This window comes from Thauera sedimentorum, assembly GCF_014489115.1.
GTDB classification, from domain to species: Bacteria; Pseudomonadota; Gammaproteobacteria; order Burkholderiales; family Rhodocyclaceae; genus Pseudothauera; species Pseudothauera sedimentorum.
The window spans coordinates 1,286,517-1,309,738 of record NZ_JACTAH010000002.1 but is presented as its reverse complement, the minus strand read 5'-3'; the positions used below and the strand labels follow the sequence as shown (position 1 = coordinate 1,309,738).

General features: G+C 68.5%; 18 protein-coding genes. 5 read left to right on the top strand and 13 right to left on the bottom strand.

Annotated features, from left to right (window positions below; translation table 11 throughout):
* The first annotated feature begins 39 nt into the window (after window positions 1–39).
* The 3 genes from IAI53_RS15950 (at window position 40) to IAI53_RS15940 (ending at window position 5,943) form a co-directional block, all read left to right on the top strand.
* Window positions 40–1,536 (top strand): methyl-accepting chemotaxis protein, encoded by a 1,497-nt coding sequence (locus tag IAI53_RS15950; RefSeq protein WP_187719125.1) that lies wholly within the window; start codon window positions 40–42, stop codon window positions 1,534–1,536.
* A gap of 165 nt (window positions 1,537–1,701) precedes the next feature.
* Complete coding sequence (locus IAI53_RS15945; RefSeq protein ID WP_187719124.1) at window positions 1,702–3,594, top strand: sensor histidine kinase; 1,893 nt, start codon at window positions 1,702–1,704, stop codon at window positions 3,592–3,594.
* Between the two features lie 171 nt (window positions 3,595–3,765).
* Window positions 3,766–5,943, top strand: coding sequence for a putative bifunctional diguanylate cyclase/phosphodiesterase (locus IAI53_RS15940; protein WP_187719123.1), 2,178 nt, complete (start codon window positions 3,766–3,768; stop codon window positions 5,941–5,943).
* Window positions 5,944–6,005: 62 nt separating this feature from the next.
* On the opposite strand, the gene IAI53_RS15935 is transcribed toward IAI53_RS15940, so the two are convergent.
* The 6 genes from IAI53_RS15935 to IAI53_RS15910 form a co-directional block, all read right to left on the bottom strand.
* Entirely contained in the window at window positions 6,006–6,314 is a 309-nt protein-coding gene (locus tag IAI53_RS15935) for a c-type cytochrome (RefSeq protein WP_187719122.1), read from the bottom strand.
* A gap of 138 nt (window positions 6,315–6,452) precedes the next feature.
* Window positions 6,453–7,307 (bottom strand): NADPH-dependent 7-cyano-7-deazaguanine reductase QueF, encoded by an 855-nt coding sequence (gene queF / locus IAI53_RS15930; protein ID WP_187719121.1) that lies wholly within the window; start codon window positions 7,305–7,307, stop codon window positions 6,453–6,455.
* A gap of 283 nt (window positions 7,308–7,590) precedes the next feature.
* Window positions 7,591–8,076, bottom strand: a complete 486-nt coding sequence (locus IAI53_RS15925; RefSeq protein ID WP_187719120.1) for an ATP-binding protein — start codon at window positions 8,074–8,076, stop codon at window positions 7,591–7,593.
* A gap of 54 nt (window positions 8,077–8,130) precedes the next feature.
* Window positions 8,131–8,355, bottom strand: coding sequence for a YgaP family membrane protein (locus IAI53_RS15920; protein WP_102040883.1), 225 nt, complete (start codon window positions 8,353–8,355; stop codon window positions 8,131–8,133).
* Window positions 8,352–11,621, bottom strand: a complete 3,270-nt coding sequence (locus IAI53_RS15915) for an efflux RND transporter permease subunit (protein ID WP_187719119.1) — start codon at window positions 11,619–11,621, stop codon at window positions 8,352–8,354. The genes IAI53_RS15920 and IAI53_RS15915 overlap by 4 nt, the downstream gene beginning before the upstream one ends.
* Window positions 11,618–12,673, bottom strand: coding sequence for an efflux RND transporter periplasmic adaptor subunit (locus IAI53_RS15910; RefSeq protein ID WP_187719118.1), 1,056 nt, complete (start codon window positions 12,671–12,673; stop codon window positions 11,618–11,620). Before IAI53_RS15910 ends, IAI53_RS15915 begins: the two co-directional genes overlap by 4 nt.
* 224 nt (window positions 12,674–12,897) lie before the next feature.
* Here IAI53_RS15910 and IAI53_RS15905 point away from each other — a divergent pair, with 224 nt between their 5' ends.
* Window positions 12,898–13,431 (top strand): hypothetical protein, encoded by a 534-nt coding sequence (locus IAI53_RS15905; protein WP_187719117.1) that lies wholly within the window; start codon window positions 12,898–12,900, stop codon window positions 13,429–13,431.
* A 19-nt stretch (window positions 13,432–13,450) separates the two neighbouring features.
* Here IAI53_RS15905 and IAI53_RS15900 read toward each other — a convergent pair whose 3' ends face one another.
* Genes IAI53_RS15900 through IAI53_RS15890 form a run of 3 tightly spaced genes read right to left on the bottom strand, consistent with a single transcriptional unit; the run spans window position 13,451 to window position 15,624 of the window.
* On the bottom strand, window positions 13,451–13,834 hold the full coding sequence (locus IAI53_RS15900) for a sirohydrochlorin chelatase (protein WP_187719116.1): 384 nt from the start codon (window positions 13,832–13,834) through the stop codon (window positions 13,451–13,453).
* Window positions 13,831–14,643 carry a tRNA threonylcarbamoyladenosine dehydratase gene (locus tag IAI53_RS15895; protein WP_187719115.1) on the bottom strand — a complete coding sequence of 271 codons (813 nt, stop codon included), beginning with the start codon at window positions 14,641–14,643 and terminating at the stop codon, window positions 13,831–13,833. Before IAI53_RS15895 ends, IAI53_RS15900 begins: the two co-directional genes overlap by 4 nt.
* A 15-nt stretch (window positions 14,644–14,658) precedes the next feature.
* Entirely contained in the window at window positions 14,659–15,624 is a 966-nt protein-coding gene (locus tag IAI53_RS15890) for an MBL fold metallo-hydrolase (protein ID WP_187719114.1), read from the bottom strand.
* A 112-nt stretch (window positions 15,625–15,736) separates the two neighbouring features.
* Between IAI53_RS15890 and IAI53_RS15885 the strand changes: the two genes are divergently transcribed.
* Window positions 15,737–16,888 carry a MalY/PatB family protein gene (locus tag IAI53_RS15885; RefSeq protein ID WP_187719113.1) on the top strand — a complete coding sequence of 384 codons (1,152 nt, stop codon included), beginning with the start codon at window positions 15,737–15,739 and terminating at the stop codon, window positions 16,886–16,888.
* Here the strand turns inward: IAI53_RS15885 and IAI53_RS15880 are convergent.
* From IAI53_RS15880 to IAI53_RS15865, 4 genes are all read right to left on the bottom strand, one after another.
* On the bottom strand, window positions 16,885–19,410 hold the full coding sequence (locus IAI53_RS15880) for a two-component system response regulator (protein ID WP_222948322.1): 2,526 nt from the start codon (window positions 19,408–19,410) through the stop codon (window positions 16,885–16,887). The genes IAI53_RS15885 and IAI53_RS15880 overlap by 4 nt on opposite strands.
* Window positions 19,391–19,828 carry a response regulator gene (locus IAI53_RS15875; RefSeq protein WP_187719112.1) on the bottom strand — a complete coding sequence of 146 codons (438 nt, stop codon included), beginning with the start codon at window positions 19,826–19,828 and terminating at the stop codon, window positions 19,391–19,393. The genes IAI53_RS15880 and IAI53_RS15875 overlap by 20 nt, the downstream gene beginning before the upstream one ends.
* A complete protein-coding gene (locus IAI53_RS15870) occupies window positions 19,825–21,699 on the bottom strand; it encodes a PAS domain-containing sensor histidine kinase (RefSeq protein ID WP_225433386.1) in 1,875 nt (624 codons plus the stop codon). Before IAI53_RS15870 ends, IAI53_RS15875 begins: the two co-directional genes overlap by 4 nt.
* Before the next feature lie 1,271 nt (window positions 21,700–22,970).
* Window positions 22,971–23,213, bottom strand: coding sequence for a helix-turn-helix domain-containing protein (locus IAI53_RS15865; protein WP_187719110.1), 243 nt, complete (start codon window positions 23,211–23,213; stop codon window positions 22,971–22,973).
* Window positions 23,214–23,222 lie beyond the last annotated feature (9 nt).

The following is a 23,222-nucleotide window of genomic DNA, read 5'->3' as shown; positions in this document are numbered from 1 at the left end:
TGGTCGTTCCGACCAAGAACCTGCCCCTCTGGAGTGCCCGTGAACAATCTCAGGATCGGCGCCAAGCTCGGCCTGCTGGTCGCGCTGGCCGTGCTCGGCTATGTCATCAACATCGGCGCCGGGCTGATCAGCCTGCGCGACGACCTGCTCGCAGACCGCATGCTCAAGACGCGCAACGTGGTCGAGGTGGCGCATGGCGTGGTGAGCCACTACCGGGCCCAGGCCGAGCGCGGCACGCTGAGCGTGGACGCCGCGCAGGCCGCGGCCCTCGAAGCCCTGCGCCAGTTGCGCTACGACGGCCAGGAATACTTCTGGGTCAATGACATGCATCCCAGGATGCTGATGCATCCGGTCAACCCGAAGCTCGAAGGCGAGGACTTGTCGGACATGAAGGACGCCGCCGGACGACGTCTGTTCGCCGACATGGTCGACACCGTGCGCACCGACGGTGCAGGCTTCGTGAACTATCTCTGGCCCAAGCCGGGCAGCGCCGAACCGGTCGCCAAGGTCTCCTACGTCGCTGGCTTCAAGGACTGGGGCTGGATCATCGGCTCGGGCATCTACGTGGACGACGTCGACGCGGCCTTCACGGATTCGGCGCTACGCCAGGGCGCGCTGGCCGCCGTCACCCTGTTGGTGATGATCGGCCTTGCCTGGGTCGTGGTGCGCAGCGTGGTCGTGCCGGTCCGGCGCATGCAGGCGGTGATGGAGACGCTGGCCGAAGGCGACCTCACCGTGCACGCAAGCAGCCGGAGCAAGGACGAGATCGGTCAGATGATGCGTGCCACCGAGCGCATGATCGGGCGGCTCAAGGAGATCATCGTGGAGGTGCTCGGCTCGACCGAAGCGCTCGCCAACGCATCCGATCAGGTCAGCCAGACTTCGCAGCTGCTCTCCACATCGTCCAGCAAACAGGCGGCCAGCGTGGAACAGACATCCGCCTCGATCGAGCAGATGGCCGCGTCCATTGCGCACACCAAGGACAATGCCGCGAGCACGCAGGAGATCGCCACCCGCGCCGCCGACGACGCACTCAAGGGCGGCGCGGCGGTGCGCGAGACGGTCGAGGCCATGCAGCAGATCGCCGCCAAGATCGGCATCGTCGACGAGATCGCCTACCAGACCAACCTGCTGGCGCTCAACGCCGCCATCGAGGCCGCCCGTGCCGGCGAGCACGGCAAGGGCTTCGCCGTGGTCGCCACCGAAGTGCGCAAGCTCGCCGAGCGCAGCCAGGTCGCCGCCCAGGAGATCGGGGAGCTCGCGGGCAGCAGTGTGGCGCTGGCCGAACGGACCGGCATGCTGTTCGACGAGATGCTGCCCAGCATCCAGAAGAACGCCGCGCTGATCCGCGAGATCGCCCAGGCTTCCGAGGAACAGGCGGGGGGCACCGGGCAGATCAGCCAGGCGATCGGCCACGTCGGCGAGGCCACCCAGGCCAACGCCAGCGCCTCCGAGGAGCTCGCCGCCACCGCCGAGGAACTGCACTCGCAGGCCATGCATCTGCGGGACACTATCGAGTTCTTCCGCGTGCGCTGAAACGGGCGACTGCCGGCTGCGCAATCGGTCACGCGGGCCGGTGGCGATTGCCGCTAGAATCCGCGCAGACCAACGACCCCGAGAGCCAGCCCGATGGCCCATCCGGTGCCGAGCGCGCTCCGCTCCATAGCGCCCCGCCTCGCGCCTTGCGGCGGGGACGCGCTGTTGCGTCTGCTCGATGCGCCCGAGCCCGACTGGCACGCCCTGGGCGAGCTGGCCTTGCGCGACGTCACCCTGTGCCTCCCCCTGCTGGCCGCACGCCCGCTTGAAGACGACGAAGCTTCCGAGCTGAGCACCGCCCTGGCCGCCCGCCTGGAGCTTGCCGGCGCCGCGGTGCTGCGCGCCTGGCTGTTCGAGGCTGCCCGGCCGGACCCAACCCACGCGTGCAGCCCCCCGGAGCTGGCCCGCGCCGCACTGGTCTGTGCCGAGTGCGCCCACCATCTCGCAGTCGAGAGCCACTACCCGCGACCACGCGAGGCCTATCTTGCCGGCATGTGGCTGGTGCTCGGCCGCGCGCTGTCCGCCGGCACGAGCCGCTCCGCCAACGATTGTGCGGCCGCCCTCGCCCACTCCTGCGGCCTTCCCTTGCCGGTGCTCGACGCCCTGCTCATCGAGCAAGCGCTCGAAGAGACGGTGAGCGCTGCCCACCCCCTTGCCCGAATACTGTGGTCGGCGAACCGCCTTGCCGGCGACCCCGCTTGCGCCACGGAGCCCCCGCTCGCCGCCATGACCGGTCTGCCGGCGGAGACACTGCTCAGCCTGCGCACGGACGTGGGCTTCATCGCTGCCCGGGACTCCGACGGAGCGCAGCCCCCGACGCCGTGGCCCGCCGCAGCCGAGTTGCCCGCCAGCCTGCGCACCGCGGCCCTGGCCGGGCTGCTGGGCAGCGCGTTCGCCACGCTGGACGAAGACCGCAGCGCCACCCGCCTCGGCTTTGCCTGCCGGCTGCTCCACGGCATCGACGCACCGCTCGTGCTGGTGGCCGGCGACGACGGCAAGCTGTCCGCCCAGCTGACGGCCAACGCCCGACTGCGCACATGGATCGCCGAACTCGCACTGGATCGCGACGACGACACCAGCATGATCGCCCGCGCCCTGCGCAGCCAGACGCCCACCACCCAGCGCTTCGGCGACGGTTTCGGCGGGCGCAGCCCGCGCGACTGGCAGATCGCGCGCTGGCTTGGTGCAGACGAGATCACCGCGCTACCGCTTGGGGCCGGCAGCCCGACGGCGGTAGCAGTATTCCCCTTGCCGCAGGACCGCCTGCCCCGCGCCGCGCAAGATCCCACGCTCGCCATCCTGCTTGCCCACGCGAGCGCGCACCTGCTTCGCCAGCAGGCGGAAAAACAGGCCGACGCCACCCGCGGCGACGCCCTGCGTGCCCGCTACCTGCAGCACGCACGCACGCTCGTGCACGAAGCGAACAACCCGCTGACCGTGATCCGCAGCTACGTCGGCCTGCTCGAACAGCGCAACCAGGACAACGCCTCCCTGCGCGGCGACCTGCAGATGATCGGCAACGAACTCGGGCGGATCGGCGAGTTGCTGGGCCGCCTGGCGACCCCGCCCGAAGGTGAGGATGCCGAGGCCCGGTCTTGCGACGTCGGCCGTCTGCTCGACGAGGTACAGGCCCTGTGCGCGACGCCGCTGTTTGCCCGCCACGGCATTCGCTTCGACCTGCGCAAGGCCGACGCCATCCCGCAGGCCGCCATGCCCGCATCGCAGTTGAGGCAAGTATTGCTGAACCTGCTGCGCAACGCTTCCGAAGCCTTGTCGCCGGGGGGGCGGTGCGCGCTGACCGTGCCCGGCCAACTGGTGGTCGATGGCCGCCGCTGCTTGGAGATCCGCCTGATCGACAACGGCCCAGGCCTGCCGCCCGAACGCCTGACCGACCTGTTCGGCACCGGCGCTTCGACCAAAGGCGGAGCACACCAGGGTATGGGATTGGCTATCGTTCGCGATATCCTTTCGCGCTGGCAGGCCAGCATCGTCTGCCGCAGCCAAGCTGGCGCCGGCACGAGTTTTCAGCTGTTCATTCCGGTCGAAGAGGGCCGCTGAACATGCAAATTACTTTAATAAGCAGCGTTAAACTTTTGAAATAAACCGAGAGTTTTGATAAGTTCAACAGAATAATCCGCCCAGCACCGTACTGGCGGGATGTGGTCGCAGACACACCGGCCAGGCGCCGGACCCAAGAACGCTCCATAACCAGCGCACCTCAGGGGGGTCATGGTTATCCCGGCAGAGCAACCCTTCTTCGACACGGCGGCCTCCTCGCGCAACGGGGTGGAACTGCCGTGCCGCATCCTGATCGTCGATGACGACGCGGCCTTGCGGCGCACCCTGCCACATGTCCTCGCGCAGGCCGGCCGGCAGTTCGACGAATGCGGCGCAGTGGGCGAGACGCTGGACCGTCTCGAGCGCCACAGTTACGACCTGATCCTGCTCGACTACCGCCTGCCCGACGGCAATGGACTCGCGGTGCTTGAATGGCTGGCCCAGCATCACCGCGAGGAGGCGGTGATCATGATCAGCGGCGAGGATGCGATCGACGCCGCGATCGGTGCGCTGCGCGGCGGCGCGGACGACTTCGTGCGCAAGCCCTACCACGTCGCACAGATCCAGCGCGCGGTGCAGAACGTCCTGCACCGCACCGCGCTGGAGCGCGCCAACCGGGCAATGAGCCAGCGCCTGCGGGCCTCCGAGCGCCTGCACCGCTACCTCGTGGAGAGTTCTCCCGACGTCATCTTCACCCTCGACGTCGACGGCCGCTTCAGCTACCTCAACCCGCGTGTCGACGAACTGCTCGGCTTCGAGCGCAGCCAGTTGCTCAAGCGCCCGTTCATGCTGCTGGTCATGCCCGAGGACCAGGACCGCATCCAGGCCCTGCTGCAGGCCTGTCGCGACGGCAACTCAACCGGGTTCAACGTCGAACTGCGCCTGCGTCGCAACCGCCACGCCCTGCAGGACGGCGAGAGCACCTTCGTCACCGTCGCCCTGAACGGCCTGCCGATGAACAGCCGCGACCGGGACGGCGAGCGGGGCATAGGCCTGTACGGCGTGGCCCGCGACATCTCGGAGCGCAAGCGGGCCGAGGAGATCATCACCTTCCAGGCCTACCACGACCAGCTCACCCGCCTGCCCAACCGCGTGCTGTTCCGCGACCGCCTCGAACTCGCGGTCGCCCAGGCACAGCGGCGGAGCGGCACCCTGGCGGTGATGTTCATCGACGTCGACCGCTTCAAGCTGGTCAATGACACCTACGGCCACGCCGAAGGCGACACCCTGCTGCGCAACCTGGCCGAGCGCCTGAACAGCACCCTGCGCCGGGGCGACACCCTGGCACGGCTGGGCGGCGACGAGTTCACCGTGCTGCTGCCGGACATCGGCCGCGCCGAGGACGCCGAGACCATCGCCCGCAAGATCCTCGATGCCCTCGCCACACCCTTCGCCCTGAGCGCGGGCGAGTTCCGCGCCTCGGTAAGCGTCGGCATCTCGGTGTACCCGCGCGACGGCAGTACGGCCGAGGATCTCACCAAGCATGCCGACGTGGCGATGTACAAGGTCAAGCGCTCCGGCAAGAACGGCTTCCGCTTCTTCGACGCCGAGCTCAACGCCCATCACCGGCAGCGCGTCTCGCTGGAGAACGATCTCCACGGCGCACTCGAACGCGAGGAGTTCGAGCTCTACTTCCAGCCGCAGGTATCGCTGGCGCAGCGGCGGGTGGTGGGCATGGAGGCGCTGCTGCGCTGGAACCACCCCTTGCAGGGCCAGATCGGCCCCTCCACCTTCGTGCCGGTCGCCGAGGAAACCGGCATGATCGGCGAGATCAGCCGCTGGGTACTGCACCAGGCGTGCCGCCAGCTGATGAAGTGGCGGGAGGCGGGGCACGTCGACCTGCGCATGTCGCTGAACCTGTCACCGCACGACTTCGACCACCCGGACATGGTCCAGGAAGTCCTGAGCATCGTCGACCGCTACCACATCCCCCCGGCCCACCTGGAGCTCGAGATCACCGAGAGCATGATGATGCAGGACACCGAGGCCGCAGCCGCCAAGGTACGCGCCCTGCGCGCCGCAGGCCTCGGGGTGGCGATCGACGACTTCGGCACCGGCTACTCCTCGCTGTCCTACCTCCAGCAGTTCCCTGTCAACTGCCTGAAGATCGACCGCAGCTTCGTGCGCGAACTGAGCGGCCCGATGATCAACCCGATCATCTCGGCGATCACCGGCATCGCCCGCGGCTTCGGCCTGCACCTGATCGCCGAGGGCGTCGAGCAGGTGGAGCAGGTACGGGTGCTGCGCTCGCTCGGCTGCGACACCATGCAGGGTTACTACTTCGCCCACCCGGCGGCGGCGACCGAGGCCGAACGCTGGTTGATCACGCCGCCCTGCGCACTCGCGTAAGACACGCCCACAAAAAAACCAGCCCGCAGGCTGGTTTTTTCTTGTCCGGTCGGTCCGACCGATTACTTCTGGCTCAGCACCCACTCGGCCAGCGCCTTGGCGTCGGCGTCGTTGACCTGCGGGTTGGGGGGCATCGGGATCTGGCCCCACACACCAACACCACCCTTCTGGATCTTGGTCGCCAGCTTGGCAACCGCGTCGCCCTGGCCGGCGTACTTGGCCGCGACGTCCTTGTAGGACGGGCCAACCAGCTTCTTGTCGGTCGCGTGACAGGCCAGGCAGTTCTTGGACTTGGCCAGTTCGGCAGAAGCGAAAGCCGGAGCGGCGGAGAGCAGGCCGGCGGCGACCGCGGCGGCAACGAACATCTTCATGGTTTCTTCCTCATGATGGTGGTGGTGAAACATCAGCCGATACTAAACCAGACGGGCCGTTCTTGCCTACCCTGAAGCTCACCGGCCCGGGCGACGACACGCCTTGATCCGCAAGGGAAAATCATCTGCCGCGACAGCTTACTGGCGTACTTCCATCGTATTACCCGGCCCGCTGCCCCCCGGGGTGGCCCGCCACGGGTTGATGTCCAGTCCGCCGCGGCGCGTGTAGCGCGCCCACACCAGCAGATCCCGAGGGGCGCAGCGCGCCATGATGTCGCAGAAAATGCGCTCCACGCATTGCTCGTGGAACTCGTTGTGGCCACGGAACGACACGATGTAGCGCAGCAGGCCGGCCCGGTCGATCGCCGCGCCCCGGTAGCGCACCGCGACCATGCCCCAGTCGGGCTGGCCGGTGACCAGGCAGTTGGACTTCAGCAGGTGCGAGTACAAGGTTTCCTCGACCTCCTCACCCGCCCGCCCGGCACGCAGGAACTGCGGTGCCGGCTGATAGGTGTCGATGTCGATGTCGAGTTCGTCCAGACATGCACCGGCCGGCAGTCCGAAGCTGCGCGCGGAGGACGCCCCCAGCGGCGCCACCTCGACCACCACCGGGGCGCCTGCTGCGGCGGACAGGTCGCGGCGGATGGTCGCGGCCACAGCTTCCGCGCTGTCGAAGCGGCTCTGGTTGAAGGCGTTCAAGTACAACTTGAGCGACTTCGACTCCACCAGCCGGGGGGAGTCGGCCGGCACCTCGAAACGCGCCAGCGCCACCACCGGCTTGCCGCGCAGGTTGAGCCACGACAGTTCGTAGGCGTTCCACAGATCTGCGCCGACGAAGGGCAGGGCCGCTGCCGCGATGCCCAGTTCATCGCGCTTGAGCTGGCGATCGATGGGGAACAGCAGTTCCGGCGCGTAGGTGTCGCGATAGGCCACGGGCTGGCCCAGCGGCGAGGCCTCGGCGCCGTGGGAAGCAGGCAGGAGGGAGTCTTTCATCCTGGAAACCGCAGTTGGACGCACCCGAGTGTGCGTCTGGCGGGCCGTCTGGCAAGGCGCGACGAAGCCGCATGGTCATCCCCTGCAATGAGGAGCAACGCAGCCAGGCGGACCGCCAGGCGTTCAATCGGGTGCGTAGCGCGCTCACCGATGCGGTGAGGCTGGGCGAAGGCAGGCAACACAGTATTCATCTGGCTTTCTGGACATCTACAAGCGGTCAACTGCGGCTTCCAGGATTGTGGGCGCAATTGTATGCGATGCTGTGCCGGAAACGCGGCCGGCTTCAGGCCCGCTGCGTGGCGGCGTCGAACACCAGCGCGCGCACGCGATTGCCGGGCGGCAGGAAGTACAGCTCGTCGAAGCACAGGCTGCGCGCCAGCGCGATGCCGCGGCCGTTGGGCGCCGCCGCACGGGCCGGATCGGCGGCCAGCCACGGACGCCAGTCGAAGCCCGCGCCGTCGTCGGCAATCTCGAAGCACCAGCCACCGGCCATCGCCCAGGCGCTCAGCACTACCTTCCGTTCGCGGAACGCCGGCATGTCCAGCCGCCTCGCGAGCTCGGCCTCCCACTGCCCGCCGGCCAGCAACTCGGCCTTGCGGACATGATCGATGCCGAGGTTGCCGTGCTCGATCGCATTGACCAGCAGTTCGAGCAGGCCGGGTTCCACCCGGGAGGGATCGGCACACACGGCAGCCGCCTCACGCGCCGCCTCGCGCGCCTCATCCAGGGCGCGCAGCACGCGCCGATAGCGCGGCGGTGCGTCGCTCACCGGCCGCTCATCCACGGTGGCGGATACAGCCGGTGCAGGCGGCCGCGGGCCATCTCAACAACCGCCCACGCTGTCCTTGACGCCCAATTTGCGCAGGATGTTCTCTAGCGGGCACAGGCCGGTGAAGCCGCTCTGGAACAGGTTGGCGCCGACGAAGGCGGTGAACCACAGGAAGTGCTTGCTGACGAACAGCGGCGAAGCCTCCACGCCGAGCGCGAGCGAAATCAGCACGAAGGCGCCGGCGAAGATGCGCACGTACTGGTTGGTGGTGAGCGTCATGCGGATTCTCCTTGCAGCATGCCGGCACGGCGGTGCATGGCGGCATAGTAGAGCACCGGGATGACCACCAGCGTAAGCACGGTGGACACCAGGATGCCGAAGATCAGGCTGATCGCCAGCCCGTTGAAGATGGGGTCGTCGAGGATGAAGAAGGCGCCGATCATCGCCGCCAGCGCGGTCAGGCCGATGGGCTTGGCGCGCACCGCGGCGGCGCGGATCACCGCCTCGGCGAAGGCCACGCCCTCCTCGAGCTGCTGGTTGATGAAATCCACCAGCAGGATGGAGTTGCGCACGATGATGCCGGCGAGCGCGATCATCCCGATCATCGAGGTGGCGGTGAACTGCGCCCCCAGCAAGGCGTGGCCGGGCATCACGCCGATGATGGTGAGCGGGATCGGCGCCATGATGATCAGCGGCACCAGGTAGGAGCGGAACTGCGCCACCACCAGCAGGTAGATCAGCACCAGACCCACCGCATAGGCCGCGCCCATGTCGCGGAAGGTCTCGTAGGTGACCTGCCATTCGCCATCCCACTTGAGCTGGTAGCCGGCGTAAGGATCTTCCGGTGCGCGGATGAACCATTCGCCCAGCTCTCCCGCGCGCCCCGGCCCTTCCAGCTGCAGGCCGGCCAGTTTGCTGCGGATGTCGAACATGCCGTAAAGCGGCGAATCCAGCCGCCCGCCCATGTCGCCGGTCACATAGACCACCGGCAACAGGTCCTTGCGGTGGATCACCTGCTCGCGCGCGGTTTCGCTCACCTCCACCAGTTCCGACACCGACACCAGGGCGCCGTCGCGCGCGCGCACCTTGAGGCGCAGCAGTTCGCCCACATCCGCCTGGCGGGTGGCGGGCAACTGGATGCGCACCGGGATCTCGTACTTGTTGTCGCCGCCGTGGATGGGGGTGACGTTCTCGCCGGCGAGCGCCAGGCGCACCACCTCGACGATGTCGGCCTGGGCCACGCCCATGCGCGCCGCCTTGGCCTGATCCACCCGCAGCACCAGCTTGGGCGCGGCCTCGTCCACCGTGTCGTCCACGCCATGGACGTCCGCGGTGGCCTCGAAGGCGGCGCGCACCTGCTGTGCAACGGCGAGCTGGCCGGCATAGTCCGGGCCGTAGACCTCGGCGACGATGGGCGAGAGCACCGGCGGCCCCGGCGGCACCTCCACTACCTTGGCGTTGCCGCCATTGCGCTGCGCGATATCGGTCACCGCCGCGCGCACCGCGCTGGCGATCTCGTGGCTCTGCCGCGCGCGCGCCGACTTGCCCACCAGGTTCACCTGGATGTCGCCCATCTCCGGCGCAGCGCGCAGGTAGTACTGGCGCACCAGGCCGTTGAAGTTGATCGGCGCGGCGGTGCCGGCGTAGGCCTGCCAGTCGGTCACCTCGTCGATCTTCGCGAGTTCGTCGCCGATCTCGCGCAGCACCCGGGCGGTGTCCTCCAGCGGCGTGCCCACCGGCATGTCGAGCACCACCTGGAACTCGGACTTGTTGTCGAAGGGCAGCATCTTGAGCACCACCCACTGCATCGCCGGCAGCGCCAGGGACACGGCGATCAGCAGCATCACCCCCAGCCACAGCATCCCGCGCACCCGCCCGCCGCGCTGCGCATCGAGCATCGGCCCCATGATGCGGCGGAACAGTCCGTCCAGCCGGCGGGTGAGGCGGTCCTCTCCACCGGCATCGTGCCCGCCGTGCCCGCGCAGCAGGCGCAGCGCCAGCCAGGGCGTGACCACGAAGGCCACCGCCAGCGAGATGAACATGCCCATCGAGGCGTTGATCGGGATCGGGCTCATGTAAGGCCCCATCAGTCCGGTGACGAAGGCCATCGGCAACAACGCGGCGATCACGGTGAAGGTGGCCAGGATGGTCGGCCCACCGACTTCATCGACCGCGCGGGGAATGAGTGCGCGCAGCGGCGTGTCCGGCTCCAGCGTCTTCCAGCGGTGGATGTTCTCGACCACCACGATGGCGTCGTCGACCAGGATGCCGATGGAGAAGATCAGCGCGAACAGGCTCACCCGGTTGAGGGTGAAGCCCCAGGCCCAGGAGGCGAACAGCGTCGCCGCCAGGGTCAGGGTGACCGCCACGCCGACTATGACCGCCTCGCGGCGGCCGAGCGCGAAGAGCACCAGCAGCACGACCGCCGCGGTAGCGAACACCAGCTTGCCGATCAGCTGGCTGGCCTTGTCGCTGGCGGTCTTGCCGTAGTTGCGCGTCACCGTGAAGTGGACGCCTTCCGGGATGATCGCCCCGCGCAGCGACTCGGCGCGCGCGATGAGCTGCTCGGCCACGTCGGCGGCGTTGGCGCCGGGCTTCTTCGAGACCGCCAGGGTCACTGCCGGGAACACTCCGTGCTCGGGCACGCCCGCCGCCTCCGCAGCCGCCCCGGTACCGAACCACACGTAGCGCGCCGGCTGCTCGGGGCCGTCCTCCACCGCGGCGACGTCGCGCAGATGGACCGGCTTGCCGTCGGCCACGCCGACCACCAGCCGGCGCACGTCCTCGGCCGACTCCAGGTAGGTGCCGGTCTGCACCAGCACCTCGCGGTTGTCCCGCACCAGCGCACCGGCCGGCTGAGAGGCGTTGGCCAGTTGCAACGCGGCGCGGATGTCCTGCGCGGTGACGCCGTGCGCATTCATGCGCTGGCTGTCCATGTCGACCCGAACCACGCGGTCGGGGCCGCCGATGGTAGCCACGTCGCGGGTGCCGGGCAGACGCTTGAGCTCGAGCTCCACCGCACGCGCCACCTGCTGCATCTCGAAGGCCGAGCGATCGGGGTCAGCGGTCCAGAAGGTGAGGCTGAGGATGGGCACGTCGTCGATGCCCTTGGGCTTGATGATCGGCTCGCCCACGCCCAACTCAGGGCTGATCCAGTCGCGGTGCGAGTGGATGGTGTCGTACAGGCGCACCAGCGCGTCCTGGTTGGGCACGCCGACCTCGAACTGCACGGTGATCACGGCCAGTCCCGGCCGCGACACCGAGTACACATGCTCGACACCGGCCATGCGCGACAGCACCTGCTCGGCCGGGCGCGCCACCAGGGCCTCCACGTCGCGCGCCGCCGCCCCGGGGAAGGGCACGAAGACGTTGGCCATGGTGACGTCGATCTGCGGCTCCTCCTCCTTGGGGGTGATCAGCGTCGCGAACACGCCGACCAGCAGCAGGACCAGGGCGATCAACGGGGTCAGCGCATTGCTCTGGAAGGCCCGCGCCAGCCGCCCGGAGATGCCGAAGGCGGCAGCGTCTCCCGTCTCGCGGCTCATCGCGACCGCCCCGCGGCGGCGGCGATACCGGCTGCCACCGGGTCCAGGGCAATGGTCTCGCCGGCCCGCAGGCCCGCCAGCACCTCGACCCGGCCGTCCGCGCCCGGCGCCCCGACACGCACCTGGCGGAGCACGAAGCGTCCGTCACCGTCGGCGACATACAGTGCGGTCAGCTCGCCGCGGCGCAGGACCGCTTCGCCCGGCACCATCAGCCGTGCCGCCTCACCGCCGAGCAGATGGACGCGGACGAACATCCCCGGCAGCACGCCCTCCACCGCGGGCGGCAGATCGACCCGCATGCGCAGGGTATGGGTACGTGCATCGGCGGCCGGCAAGACAGTCACCGCGGCCGCATCGATGAAGCGCCCGTCGTCCACCACTTCCACCCGCGCCTGCAGCGGGCGTCCTTCCAGCCCGGCGAACTGGCGCTGCGGCAAATCGACCAGGGCGCGCATGGCGCCCGGCTGATAGACGGTCAGCAAGGGCATGCCGGGCTGGGCCATCTCGCCCGGTTCGGCATGCCTGGCGGCGACCAGGCCGTCGAACGGCGCGCGTATTTCGCCATAGTCGCGGGCCACGCCCGCCTGGCTGCGGCCGGCTTGCGCCGCACGCATGGCGGCCTCGGCCGCATCCAGGCCTGCACGCGCCTGATCCAGTGCGGCCTGGCTGATGAAGCGCCGCTCGAACAGGGCCTGGCTGCGTGTGAAGTTGGCACGCGCGTTGATCAACGCGGCCTCGGCCTGCGCGACGCCCGCTTCGGCCTGGGCCAGGCCGGCGGCGGCCTCCTCGGCATCGATACGCACCAGGACCTCGCCCCGCGCAACGCGGTCACCGGCGTCGACCTCGTAGGCGAGGATGCGGCCCGGCACACGCGCCGCCACCACGCTCTGATGCACCGCCTCGATGCTGGCTTCGAAGGGCATCGACAGCGCTGACTGCGCCGCTTCGACGCGCAGGGTCGGTACCTCGGCCAGGGCCGGCGAGGCCACGCCCGCGGCAAGAAGAACGGCGCCGCACAGCAGACGCCTGACGGAATCGAAGATATCGTTCATGTTTATAAGTATCTTCTTATATAACACGCAGTGTCAATGTACGCGCACCCGTCCGGGCACATGCCGCCGTATCGGGAAAACCCTACAGCGGATAGGACCAGACCGACGCGGCATTGGTGGGGCGCGCCGATATTACGAGGGCATTGCGCGGAGCATCATACGCCCATGCCGGAGCAACCGCCGCCGGTGCAGCCAGACTTCGGGCGCGACTCAGGAGGTGCATCATGACGCAGGACAGCCAATCTGGATTCCGGAAACCTGACTGGTTCCAAGGTACGGCCGACGCATGGGCCGATCTCTTTGCGGTGGCCGGCGCGATACTCGCCAAGGAGCGACTGCGCAGGCGACGCCTGGTCGCCGGCCTGGCCAGCAGCGCCACACTCATCGTGCTGGGCGGCATCGGTCTTTCGCAAACGGTCCAGGCGCAGGGCACCGCCCACAATGGCTCGCTGCTGACCACCGCGGTGCTGATGCTGATCGTCTTCGTCGTGGTCGGCGGTTTCCAGACGCTGCGCTATCTCGAGCAGCACGCGCTCGACATCAACGACGAGCGCCGCCTGCTGGACCTGGCCCGCTGCGCACTGCAGGCCGGAGAGATCGATACCACCGCGACCGGCGAACCGCAGGAGTGCGCGGTGACCCGTCTGGTCCGGCGTGAAGCGGCGAGAATCCGCGCCGCGGAACAGAGCGCCCGCCGCCTGGCACCCGCCCTGTGGGGGGCCGGCCTGACCACCACGAGCGGACGCGAATACAACTGAGGCGCGCGCTCGAGGCGGCTCAACGCCCCCGCACAGCGCAGGCCAGCGCCGCAGCCGCCATGGCCGCCAGCACGCCCTCGTCCTCGCCGATGGCGGGCGCCAGGGTGAAATCGGTGCCCGCATGACGGCGCCTGGCGGCATCCACCAGCAGCGGCACGTCGCGCTTGAGGTGGCCGCCCTGAGCCAGAAACATCGGCACCACGGTCACCGCCCGCGCACCGTCCGCCACCGCGGCATCGACCGCTTCGTCCAGGGTCGGGTTCATGAACTCCATGAAGGCCAGTTCCACCCGCACTCCGGGCGCGCTGTCCAGCAGGCGCTCGCGCACCCGGCGCATCGGTCCCGCCCATTCCGGGTCGCGGGCGCCGTGGCCGAACAGGATGATCGCGCGATCGTTCTTCATGTCTTTTGCCTTTCGTGGGGCTCGCCATCCGGTCCGGCCGCGGCAAGCAGGTGTTCGACTGCCCGCGCGGCGGCGGCAAGGCCGACGCTGGCGGTCATCATCATGCTGGATCCATATCCCGCACAAGCCAGCCCCTGCGGCCCGCGGCCGCTGTCGCAGGCCTGCACCGGCCTGCGCAAGGGTTCATCCACGTAGACCGCCTCGATACCGAACTTGCGCCGCGGGTCGCGCGGATAGCCGTGCTCCCGGCGCAGGCGACTGCGAAGCTTGGCAAGCAGGGGGTCCTGCGTGCTGCGCGTGAGGTCATCCACGCGGATGGCGCAGGGGTCGGTCTTGCCGCCGGCCCCGCCGGTCATCGTCAGGCCGATGCCGCGCGCGCGGCACGCCAGCGCAATGGCGATCTTGGCATTCACGTTGTCGATCGCATCGACGACGTAGTCGAAACCCTGCAGCAGCGCGGTGGCGTTGTCCGGGGTCACGAACTCCTCGACCGGGTGCACCGCGATCTGCGGATTGATGGCGTGCAGGCGCTCGGCCATGGCGACCACCTTGGCCTGCCCCAGCGTGTGCTCCAGGGCGTGGGCCTGGCGGTTGATGTTGGATTCGGCGACGTGGTCGAGATCGATCAGGCTGAGCCGCCCCACGCCGCTGCGCGCCAGGGCCTCCGCGGTCCACGAACCGACGCCGCCGACGCCCACCACGCATACGTGTGCAGCGGCCAGGCGATCCAGCGCGCGGTCGCCATAGAGGCGTGCGATGCCGCCGAAGCGGCGCTGCGGGTCGACGTCGAACAACTGATCGGCATGCACGGGAGTACCGTCCGCTCAGACCGTCTCGGGCTCGGGCACGCGCAGGCTGTCGAGCCAGACGCCCAGACCTTGCGCGTTGAGTTCGAGGTCGTCGCGCAGCACTTCCAGCATCTCGCTCTCCGGCAGGGTCCAGCCCTGCCGCGCCGCCTCCTCGCGGGCGATCTGCTCGAGCCCGGCGAGAATCTCGACGTGGCGCGCCACCCCGTCGCCGCGCGCGGCGCGCGCCACTGCCACCTGGGTGTCGATCAGCCTGTGCAGGTCGGCAGCCAGGCGCGGCACATCGGTGACCCGGCTGTAATGGGTGAGGTACATGGCCTGCGGCCCGAAGGACAGCATGCGCTCGATCGAGGCATGCATCGCGTCGGGGTCGAACTGGGTCGGGGTGGTGGTCGGGTATACGAAGGCCCGCCCGTCCACATCGAGTTCGCGGTAGGACAGCCCGAAGGTATCGCCGGTGAAGAAGGCCTTTGCCACGTCGTCCCAGATGCAGATGTGGTGACGGGCATGGCCGGGCGTATGCAGGGTGCGGAAGCGGCGTCCGGCCAGTTCCAGAACCTGGCCGTCGCCCACTGCCTCGATGCGCTCGGGCGGCACCGGCACCAGGCGGCCATAGAGCGAGAAGGCACGCTCCGCGCCATAGACCGCGGCGGTACCTTCCCACAGGCGCTCCGGATCGGCCATGTGCCGCGCGCCGCGCGGATGCACCACCAGGCGTGCATTGGGCAGCGCGCACATCAGGCTGCCCGCGCCGCCGGCATGGTCGAGATGGATGTGGGTCAGCATGACCCAGTCGACCGCCTGCGGCGCAATCCCCAGACTCGCCAGCACCGCGAGCACCCGCGGCACCGAAGCATTGTTGCCGGTATCGACCACGGCCGCGCGTCCTTCATGGACGATCACGTGGATCGCGGCAAGCTGGGGGCGTCCGTATCCGGAATCCACTGCGTAAATGCCATCCGGGTGCGCAATCACGTCCTGCACGATGGTCTCCCTCCTCGTCACTCGAATAATTTGGCGCAATTGTATCCGCAGCCCGTACCGCCTGGACACGGGCAACACGGGGTTACACTGTGCGCAACGCGGAGCGCTGCACATGACGGAATACTTCGACTTTGACCGCCGGATCGACAGGGGTTCGCTGCCGGGCGAGAAATGGGGCCGCTACGCCGGCCGCGACATCCTGCCACTGTGGGTGGCGGACATGGATTTCGCCGCCCCGGCAGCGGTCATCGACGCCCTCAAGGCGCGCATCGACCACGGCGTGTTCGGCTACACCGACCCCTGGCCCGGCCTGGTCGAAGCGGTCATCGAGGGCATCGCCCGCGACCACGGCTGGCGCATCGAGCCCGAGTGGCTGGTCTGGCTGCCCGGCGTGGTCAGCGGACTCAACATCGCCTGCCAGGCAAGCGGCGAGGCGGGCGACGAGGTATTCACCGCCACGCCGGTCTATCCGCCCTTTCTCGCCGCGCCGGCCAACAACGGCCGCCGCCTGGTGAGCTGCCCGCTGGTGCACGACGGCACCCGCTGGGGCTGGGACCGCGAGGCGGTCGAAGCGGCCATCGGCCCGCGCACCCGGCTGTTCATGCTGTGCAACCCGCACAATCCGGTGGGCCGCGCCTTCGATCGCGACGAGCTGGCCTGGATCGCCACGCTCGCCGAACGCCACGACATGGTGATCTGCAGCGACGAGATCCACTGCGGCCTGGTGCTCGACGAAGACCGGCCGCACCTCCCGATCGCCGCCCTCGACGACGCGGTGGCCCAACGCAGCATCACGCTGATGGCACCTTCCAAGACCTGGAACATCGCCTCGCTCTACTGTGCGCTGGCGATCATCCCCAATGCCGCCTTGCGGCGCCGCTTCCGCACGGCAATGCGCGGCATCGTGCCGCATGTGAACCTGCTCGGCCTGGTGGCCTGCGAAGCCGCCTACCGCGATGGCGAAGCCTGGCGCCGGGCCCTGCTGGACGTACTGCGGAAGAACCGCGCTCGGGTCGATACCGCTCTGCGCGGCATGCCCGGCGTGCACAGCACCCCGCCCGAGGCCACCTACCTTGCCTGGCTCGACTGCCGGGACACCGGGCTCGACGATCCGGCCGGGTTCTTCGAGGCCGGCGGCGTGGGCCTGTCCGACGGCAGCCCCTTCGGCGCCCCCGGCTTCGTCCGCCTGAACTTCGGCTGCCCGCCGGCCACCCTGGACGCGGCGCTGGACCGGATGCAGCGCGCGCTGCGCAGCCGGCTTTAGCCGCCGCGCAGGAAACGTCGACCGAAGGCTTCGGCCGGCACCGGCGGGCTGCGCAGGTAGCCCTGGAAAGCGGCGCAACCCAGCTCGTGCAGAAGGGCGAGCTGCCCCTCGGTCTCCACGCCCTCGGCCTGCACCGTCATCTCCAGCGCCTGCGCCATGGCCACCACCGCGGCGGCGATCGCCAGGTCGTTGCGGTCGTCGGCCAGGTCCTTGACGAAGCTGTGATCGATCTTCAGCTTGTCGATGGCGAAGCGCTTGAGGTAAGCCAGGGAGGAGTAGCCGGTGCCGAAGTCGTCGATCGCCAGACGAACGCCGAGCGACTTGAGGCCGGCCAGCAGGGCCTCGGCCTGTTCGCCCTGGGCCATCAGGCTGCTCTCGGTGATCTCCAGTTCCAGGCAATGCGGCGCCAGGCCGGTTTCTTCCAGCGCCGCACGCAGCATGGCCTGGACGTCACTGCGCCGGATCTGCTCCACCGACAGATTGACCGCGATCGCGCCCGGCTGCAGCCCCTCGTCCAGCCACGCACGCCACTGGCGGCAGGCGGTGTTCAGCACCCACTCGCCGAGCCCGACGATGAGTCCGGTCTCCTCGGCGATCGGGATGAAGTCGCCCGGCGACACCATCGGCTCGCCCGGAGGCTGCCAGCGCACCAGCGCCTCGGCGCCGATCAGCGAGCCATCGGCAACCGAGAAGGCCGGCTGGTAATGCACGACGAACTCGCCGTTGGCCAGCGCGCGGCGCAGGCGGGTTTCAAGGTCCAGGCGCCTGGCGGCCAGGCGGGTGAGATCCTCGGTGTAGAAGCGGCAGGTGTTGCGGCCCTCGGCCTTGGCCCGGTACATCGCCGCGTCGGCATTGCGGATCAGCGCGAGATGATCGTCGCCGTCGTCCGGGTAGAGGCTCACGCCGATGCTGGCATGCATGAACACCTCGGCGCCGTCGCGCAGCACGAAGGACGGCTCCAGCGCGCCGATGATGTCGCTGGCGACCAGCGCCGCGCCCTCCGGCGCGTCGAGATCCTCGAGCAGTACCAGGAATTCATCCCCGCCGAGGCGGCCCAGGGTGTCCTCCTCGCGCAGGCGCGAGCGCAGGCGCGCCGCGACCTCGCACAGCAACTCGTCGCCGGCCGAGTGACCGAGGCTGTCGTTCACCGTCTTGAAGCGATCCAGGTCCAGGCACAGCACGGCAAGCCGCTGGCCCTTGCGCTGCGCCACCTCGATGGCGTGCTCCAGGCGCGAGAGCGCGAGCAGGCGATTGGGCAGGCTGGTCAGGGGGTCGTGGTGCGCGAGATGGCTGAGACGCGCCTCGACGTTGCGCAGTTTGCTGATGTCGGTAAACACCCCCACGTAGTGCGTCGGCGCCCCGGCTTCGTTGCGCACCGCGCTGAGTGTCAGCCATTCTGGATACAGCTCGCCGTTCTTGCGCCGGTTCCACAACTCGCCCTGCCAGTAGCCGGTTTCGAGCAGGGCGGCCCACATGCCCTGGTAGAACGAGCGGTCGTGCCGCCCGGATTGCAGGAAGCGCGGATTGCGCCCGAGCGCTTCATGCGGGGCGTAGCCGGTGACCTCGGTGAAGGCCGGGTTGATCGACACGATGTTGCCATCGAGGTCGGAGATCAGCACCCCGTCGTGCGTGCTGTCGACCACCGCCGCGTGCAGCCTGAGCTTGTCGACCGCCTCGCGCAGCGCTGCGCGCTCGCGCACGAGTTCGCCGTCGCGGAAGGCCTTGTCGAGCACCAGCGGCAGTTCGTTCAGGTAGCCGGGGTGCTTGACCAGATAATCGGTCACCCCCAGGCGCAGCGCCTGCGCCGCGATCTCCTCGCTGCCCTGCCCGGTGACCATCACGATGGGCACATCCAGCCCGCGTTCCTGGCGCAGGATCTTGGCCAGGTCGAGTGCATCCATGTCGGGCAGGAGGTAGTCGAGCAGCAGCACGTCGGCGCTGCCTGCGGCCCCGCCAGCGACGGGCAAGCGCCCAAGCACCGCGGCGGCGCTGTCCACCACCTCCAGCCGCAGGTGCGGGGCGGCCTGCGCTAGCTGCCGCGTGGTCAGGTCGGCATCGAAACGGTGATGCTCGGCGTACAGCACTCGTACCGGCCGGCTGCGGCAGTCGCGGAGATGGCGGGCGCGGACCTGTGCGGCGTTGAGGGTGGCCGGCAGGCGGCGCAGGTAGTCGCCGTCCTTGACCAGATAGTCGTCCGCTCCGGCCTTGAGCGCCGCCACGGCGGCGCGCTGATCGCCCGAACCGGTCAGCACCACGAAGGCGACCGGCAGCCGGCGGTCGCGTACCCAATTGAGCAGTTCGATGCCCGAACCGTCGGGCAGGCAGAGATCGGCCAGCACCACATCGACCATGCCCTCGCCGCCGAGGCGGTCGATACCTTCGGCCAGCGACCGCGCCAGGCGCAGTTCGACATCGGGCAGTTGCCGGGCGAAGCTGCGGACCAGCAGGTCCGCGTCGACCGGATTGTCCTCGACGTACAACACCCGCAGCGGGGACGAGGAATCAGCTTCGCGGCGGGACATTGAGTGCGCACCAGTAGAGTTCGATCTGCCCCGCCACGCCAACGAAGTTCTCGAAGCCGACCGGCTTGAGGATGTAGGAGTTGGCGCCCAGGCGATAGGCGTTGTCGATATCGGCGTCCTCGTCCGAGGTGGTCAGCACCACCACCGGCAGGGCCTGGCTGACCGGATCTTCACGGAACTGCCGCAGCACCTCCAGGCCATGGACGCGCGGCAGCTTGAGATCGAGCAGGACCACCAGCGGCAGCGGTTCGCCGGCCCGCCAGTGCGGCAGGAAATCGAGCGCTTCCTGGCCGTCGCGCGCCACCAGCAGGGGATTGACCAGGTGGCTACGCTGGAAGGCGCGCCGGGTGAGATCGAGATCGGCGGGATTGTCCTCCACCAGCAGGATCGGACGGACGGCGGGCGGCGGGGCACTCATTGCGGCAACTCCACATGGAACGTGGCGCCCTCGCCCGGCGCGCTCTCGGCCCACACCTTCCCGCCCATGCGGGTAGCCGCGCGCCGCACCATGGCCAACCCGATACCGGTGCCGCCATAGTCCTCGGCACGCTGCAGGCGCTGGAAGATCTCGAAGATGCGGTCGTGGAACTTCATGTCGAAGCCGATCCCGTTGTCCTGTACCCAGATATGGCAGCTACCCTCGGCGGCGGCGGCGCCGATGCGGACGAGGGGCGAGGCCGCATCGCGCGAGTACTTGAAGGCATTGTCGATCAGGTTGCGCAGCATCTGCGCCAGGCCGTCGGCATCGGCGCGCACGGTGATGTCCGGCACCTCCAGTTCCACACGCGCCCCGCCCTGCTCCAGTTCGCCGCCGCGCTCGGCAAGTATGCCACGCACCATGTCCGGCAGCCGGATGTCGCTGTTCTGCAGGTTGCGCCGCTCCAGCCGCGCATAGGCCAGCAGGTCGTCGATCAGGCGTCCCATCTGCTTGACGCCCGCACGGATGTTGCCGAGGAACAGCCGTCCCTCCTCGTCCAGTTGCCCGGCGTGGTCCTCCAGCAGCAGGTGGCTGTAACCATCGATGCCGCGCAGCGGCGCCTTGAGGTCGTGCGAGACCGAGTAGGCGAAGGTTTCCAGCTCCTTGTTGAGCGCGGCAAGTTCCCGGGTACGCTGCTCGACGCGCTCCTCCAGCTCCGCGTTGAGCTGCTTGAGCGCCTCCTGCGCGGCATGGCGCTCGCTGATGTCGGTGATCAGCCCCTCGAAGTGCGACACCTGCCCGGCCTCGTCGCGATGCACACTGGTGAGATCCTCGATCCAGGTATAGCTGCCATCCGCAAGGCGCAGACGGTACTCCTGGACGTACTCGTTCCGCCCGTCGGCCAGGTGCGCTGCGACCTCCTCGCCCACACGGGCGAGGTCGTCCGGATGGACCAAGTCGGCAAAGCGGAAGCCGGTATCGAGCATGTCCGCGACCCTGTAGCCCCAGCGATGGACGTTCTCGGAGACATAGCGCACCGGCCAGCCGTCGGTCGGCGCCCAGCGGAACAGCACGGTCGGGCTGGCTTCGACGACTTCGGCCGCGGCGGCCAGCGCCGCACGGTCGCGCTCGCGCTCGGTCACGTCCAGCAGCGTGCCGATGACGGCAGGCCGGCCATCGATGTCGATCCGCGAGCCGAACACCTCCACCGGGAACACGCTGCCGTCGCGCCGCCGCGCACGGAAGCCATAGTTCAGGTGCTGCACGCCGGCCTCCAGGCGCTGGCGCAGCATCTCGCGCACCAGCATGACGTCCTCGTCGGCAACCAGGTCGTCGACCGGCAGGCCTGCGATCTGATCCTCCGCGTAGCCGAACCAGTCGGCCAGCCGCGGATTCGCGTAGACGATCCTGCCGTCCTGGATCAGGTACACGCCGACCAGGGAACGCTCCACCAGACCACGGAAGCGGGCCTCGCTGGCCGCAATCGCCGCGGCCGACTCCTTCTGCGCCTGGAGGTCGAAACAGCTGCCGACGAAACCGATGAACTCTCCCGCCGGGCCGAAGACCGGCTCGCCGTGGTCGGCAACCCAATGGTAGGTGCCATCCCGGTAACGCAGGCGGTACTCCAGCGAGAAGGGCCTGCGTGCGGCGAACGATTCACGCCAGGCCGCCAGACAGGCCTCGATATCCTGGGGATGCACCCCCGCCGTCCATCCCTCGCCCAACTCCTGCTCCAGCGTACGGCCGGTGAATTGTAGCCAGGCACGGTTGAGGTAGTCGCGCTGCCCGTCGCTCCCGGCCCGCCAGATCGGGTTGGGCATGCCGTCGAGCAGATGCACGTGGAAGTCCCGCGACTCGACCACCGAGCGCATCAGCGCAGCCAGCCGCTCGCCGAGTTGCCCGAGTTCGTCGCGCCCGGTCACCGGCAGCGGCAGATTGCGGCCCTCGACCTGCGAACGGGTATAGGCCAGCAGTTGCTCGATGCGGTCGGTGAGCAGCAACTTGGCCAGGAAGCCGATTCCCACCGACAGCAGGAACACCGGGATGAGGACCACCAGGGTCTGCTCGAGGGCGCGGCGCAGGGCGTCGCGCTGGATCACCGCGGTGTCGGTGACGAGGACCAGCAGGCCGGTGCGCGGTTCGCCGGCCTGTCCTTCCTCCGTCTGCATGCGGACCGGGAACGCGGCCCACAGTCGCCTGCGCGCGTCGTCATCGAGCACCTGCCCGACCATCTGCTGCCGCGCACGATCGAACAGCATGGCGGGCGGAGGGTCGACTGCGGCGAGGCGCTGGCCGACGAGTTCTTCCGCGGTGGCGTGGCGCACCACCCCTACGTCGTCGACAAAGGCCGCATAGGCGAGATGCGGCAAGGGCGCCAGGCGCTCGACCAGGCGCTGCGCATAGCGCCCGTCACCCTCCTGCTGATCCGCTTCCAGACTGGCCGCCAGGCTGCCGCCGGCAAGCCGGACCACTTGGCGAATCTCCGCCAGAAGCTCGCCGGTATAGGTGTACATGATGAAGGTGAACTGCCCGCCCGCAACCAGCAGGCCGAAAACCACCACCAGCCCGAGCAGCAACTGGCGGAGGGACAGATTGACGTTCACCGACAGCCCCTCCGCCCTTGCGGGGGGCTGTCCGACGGGGCCGCTTCGCCCGCTCGCGATGGCGCGTATCGGTGCAGCCTCAAGCCCCCTTCTCGCTCAAGCATACTCATCCCACCCGTTAGCACATGCTGACGACGTGGGAGCAGTGTAATTCAGATGCCTGCGGCATCGAACCGGAGTTTGCGCACAAGGGAGAAAAATGCAACGGGCCGCCCGAAGGCGGCCCCTTGTGTCCGTTCGCTCGGCGCGGTGCTCACGACGGTTACGCTGACCAAAAACCGTAAACAACGTCTAAAACCCATACTTCTTATAGAAGTTTGAGACTTACGATCGCGAGTCCTGTAAACAAAGATCGAAATATCGTCGATTTGTTTACAGGTCATCCGCCCAAAGCAAGCACCGATAAGTGAATCGCCTCGGGCTTCATAGTACGTGTTCACGGCAACCAGAAATTTCAGCATGCGAAATTCAGAAAGCGGTGAACGGATGCCCGCTTGGCGTAGCACGCTAGATCAGCTACTTATGGCGCCGTATGGGGCCTAAGAAGAGTGCGAGTCAAATGTGGATAGATGCACACGTAGGCTGCACCCCAGGGCCGTTGCGATACGGCTCAGTACCAGTAGGGAAGGATTGGCGATACCACGCTCAAGTTGCGAAACATAGGTGCGATCGACATTTGCCGACAGGGCAAGGGCCTCTTGAGAAAGTCCAATATTCTCGCGGGCTTGGCGGAGCTCCACTGCGAGCGCCGACCGGATTATCTCAAAGCGTTGATCGTCCATCTGCGAACA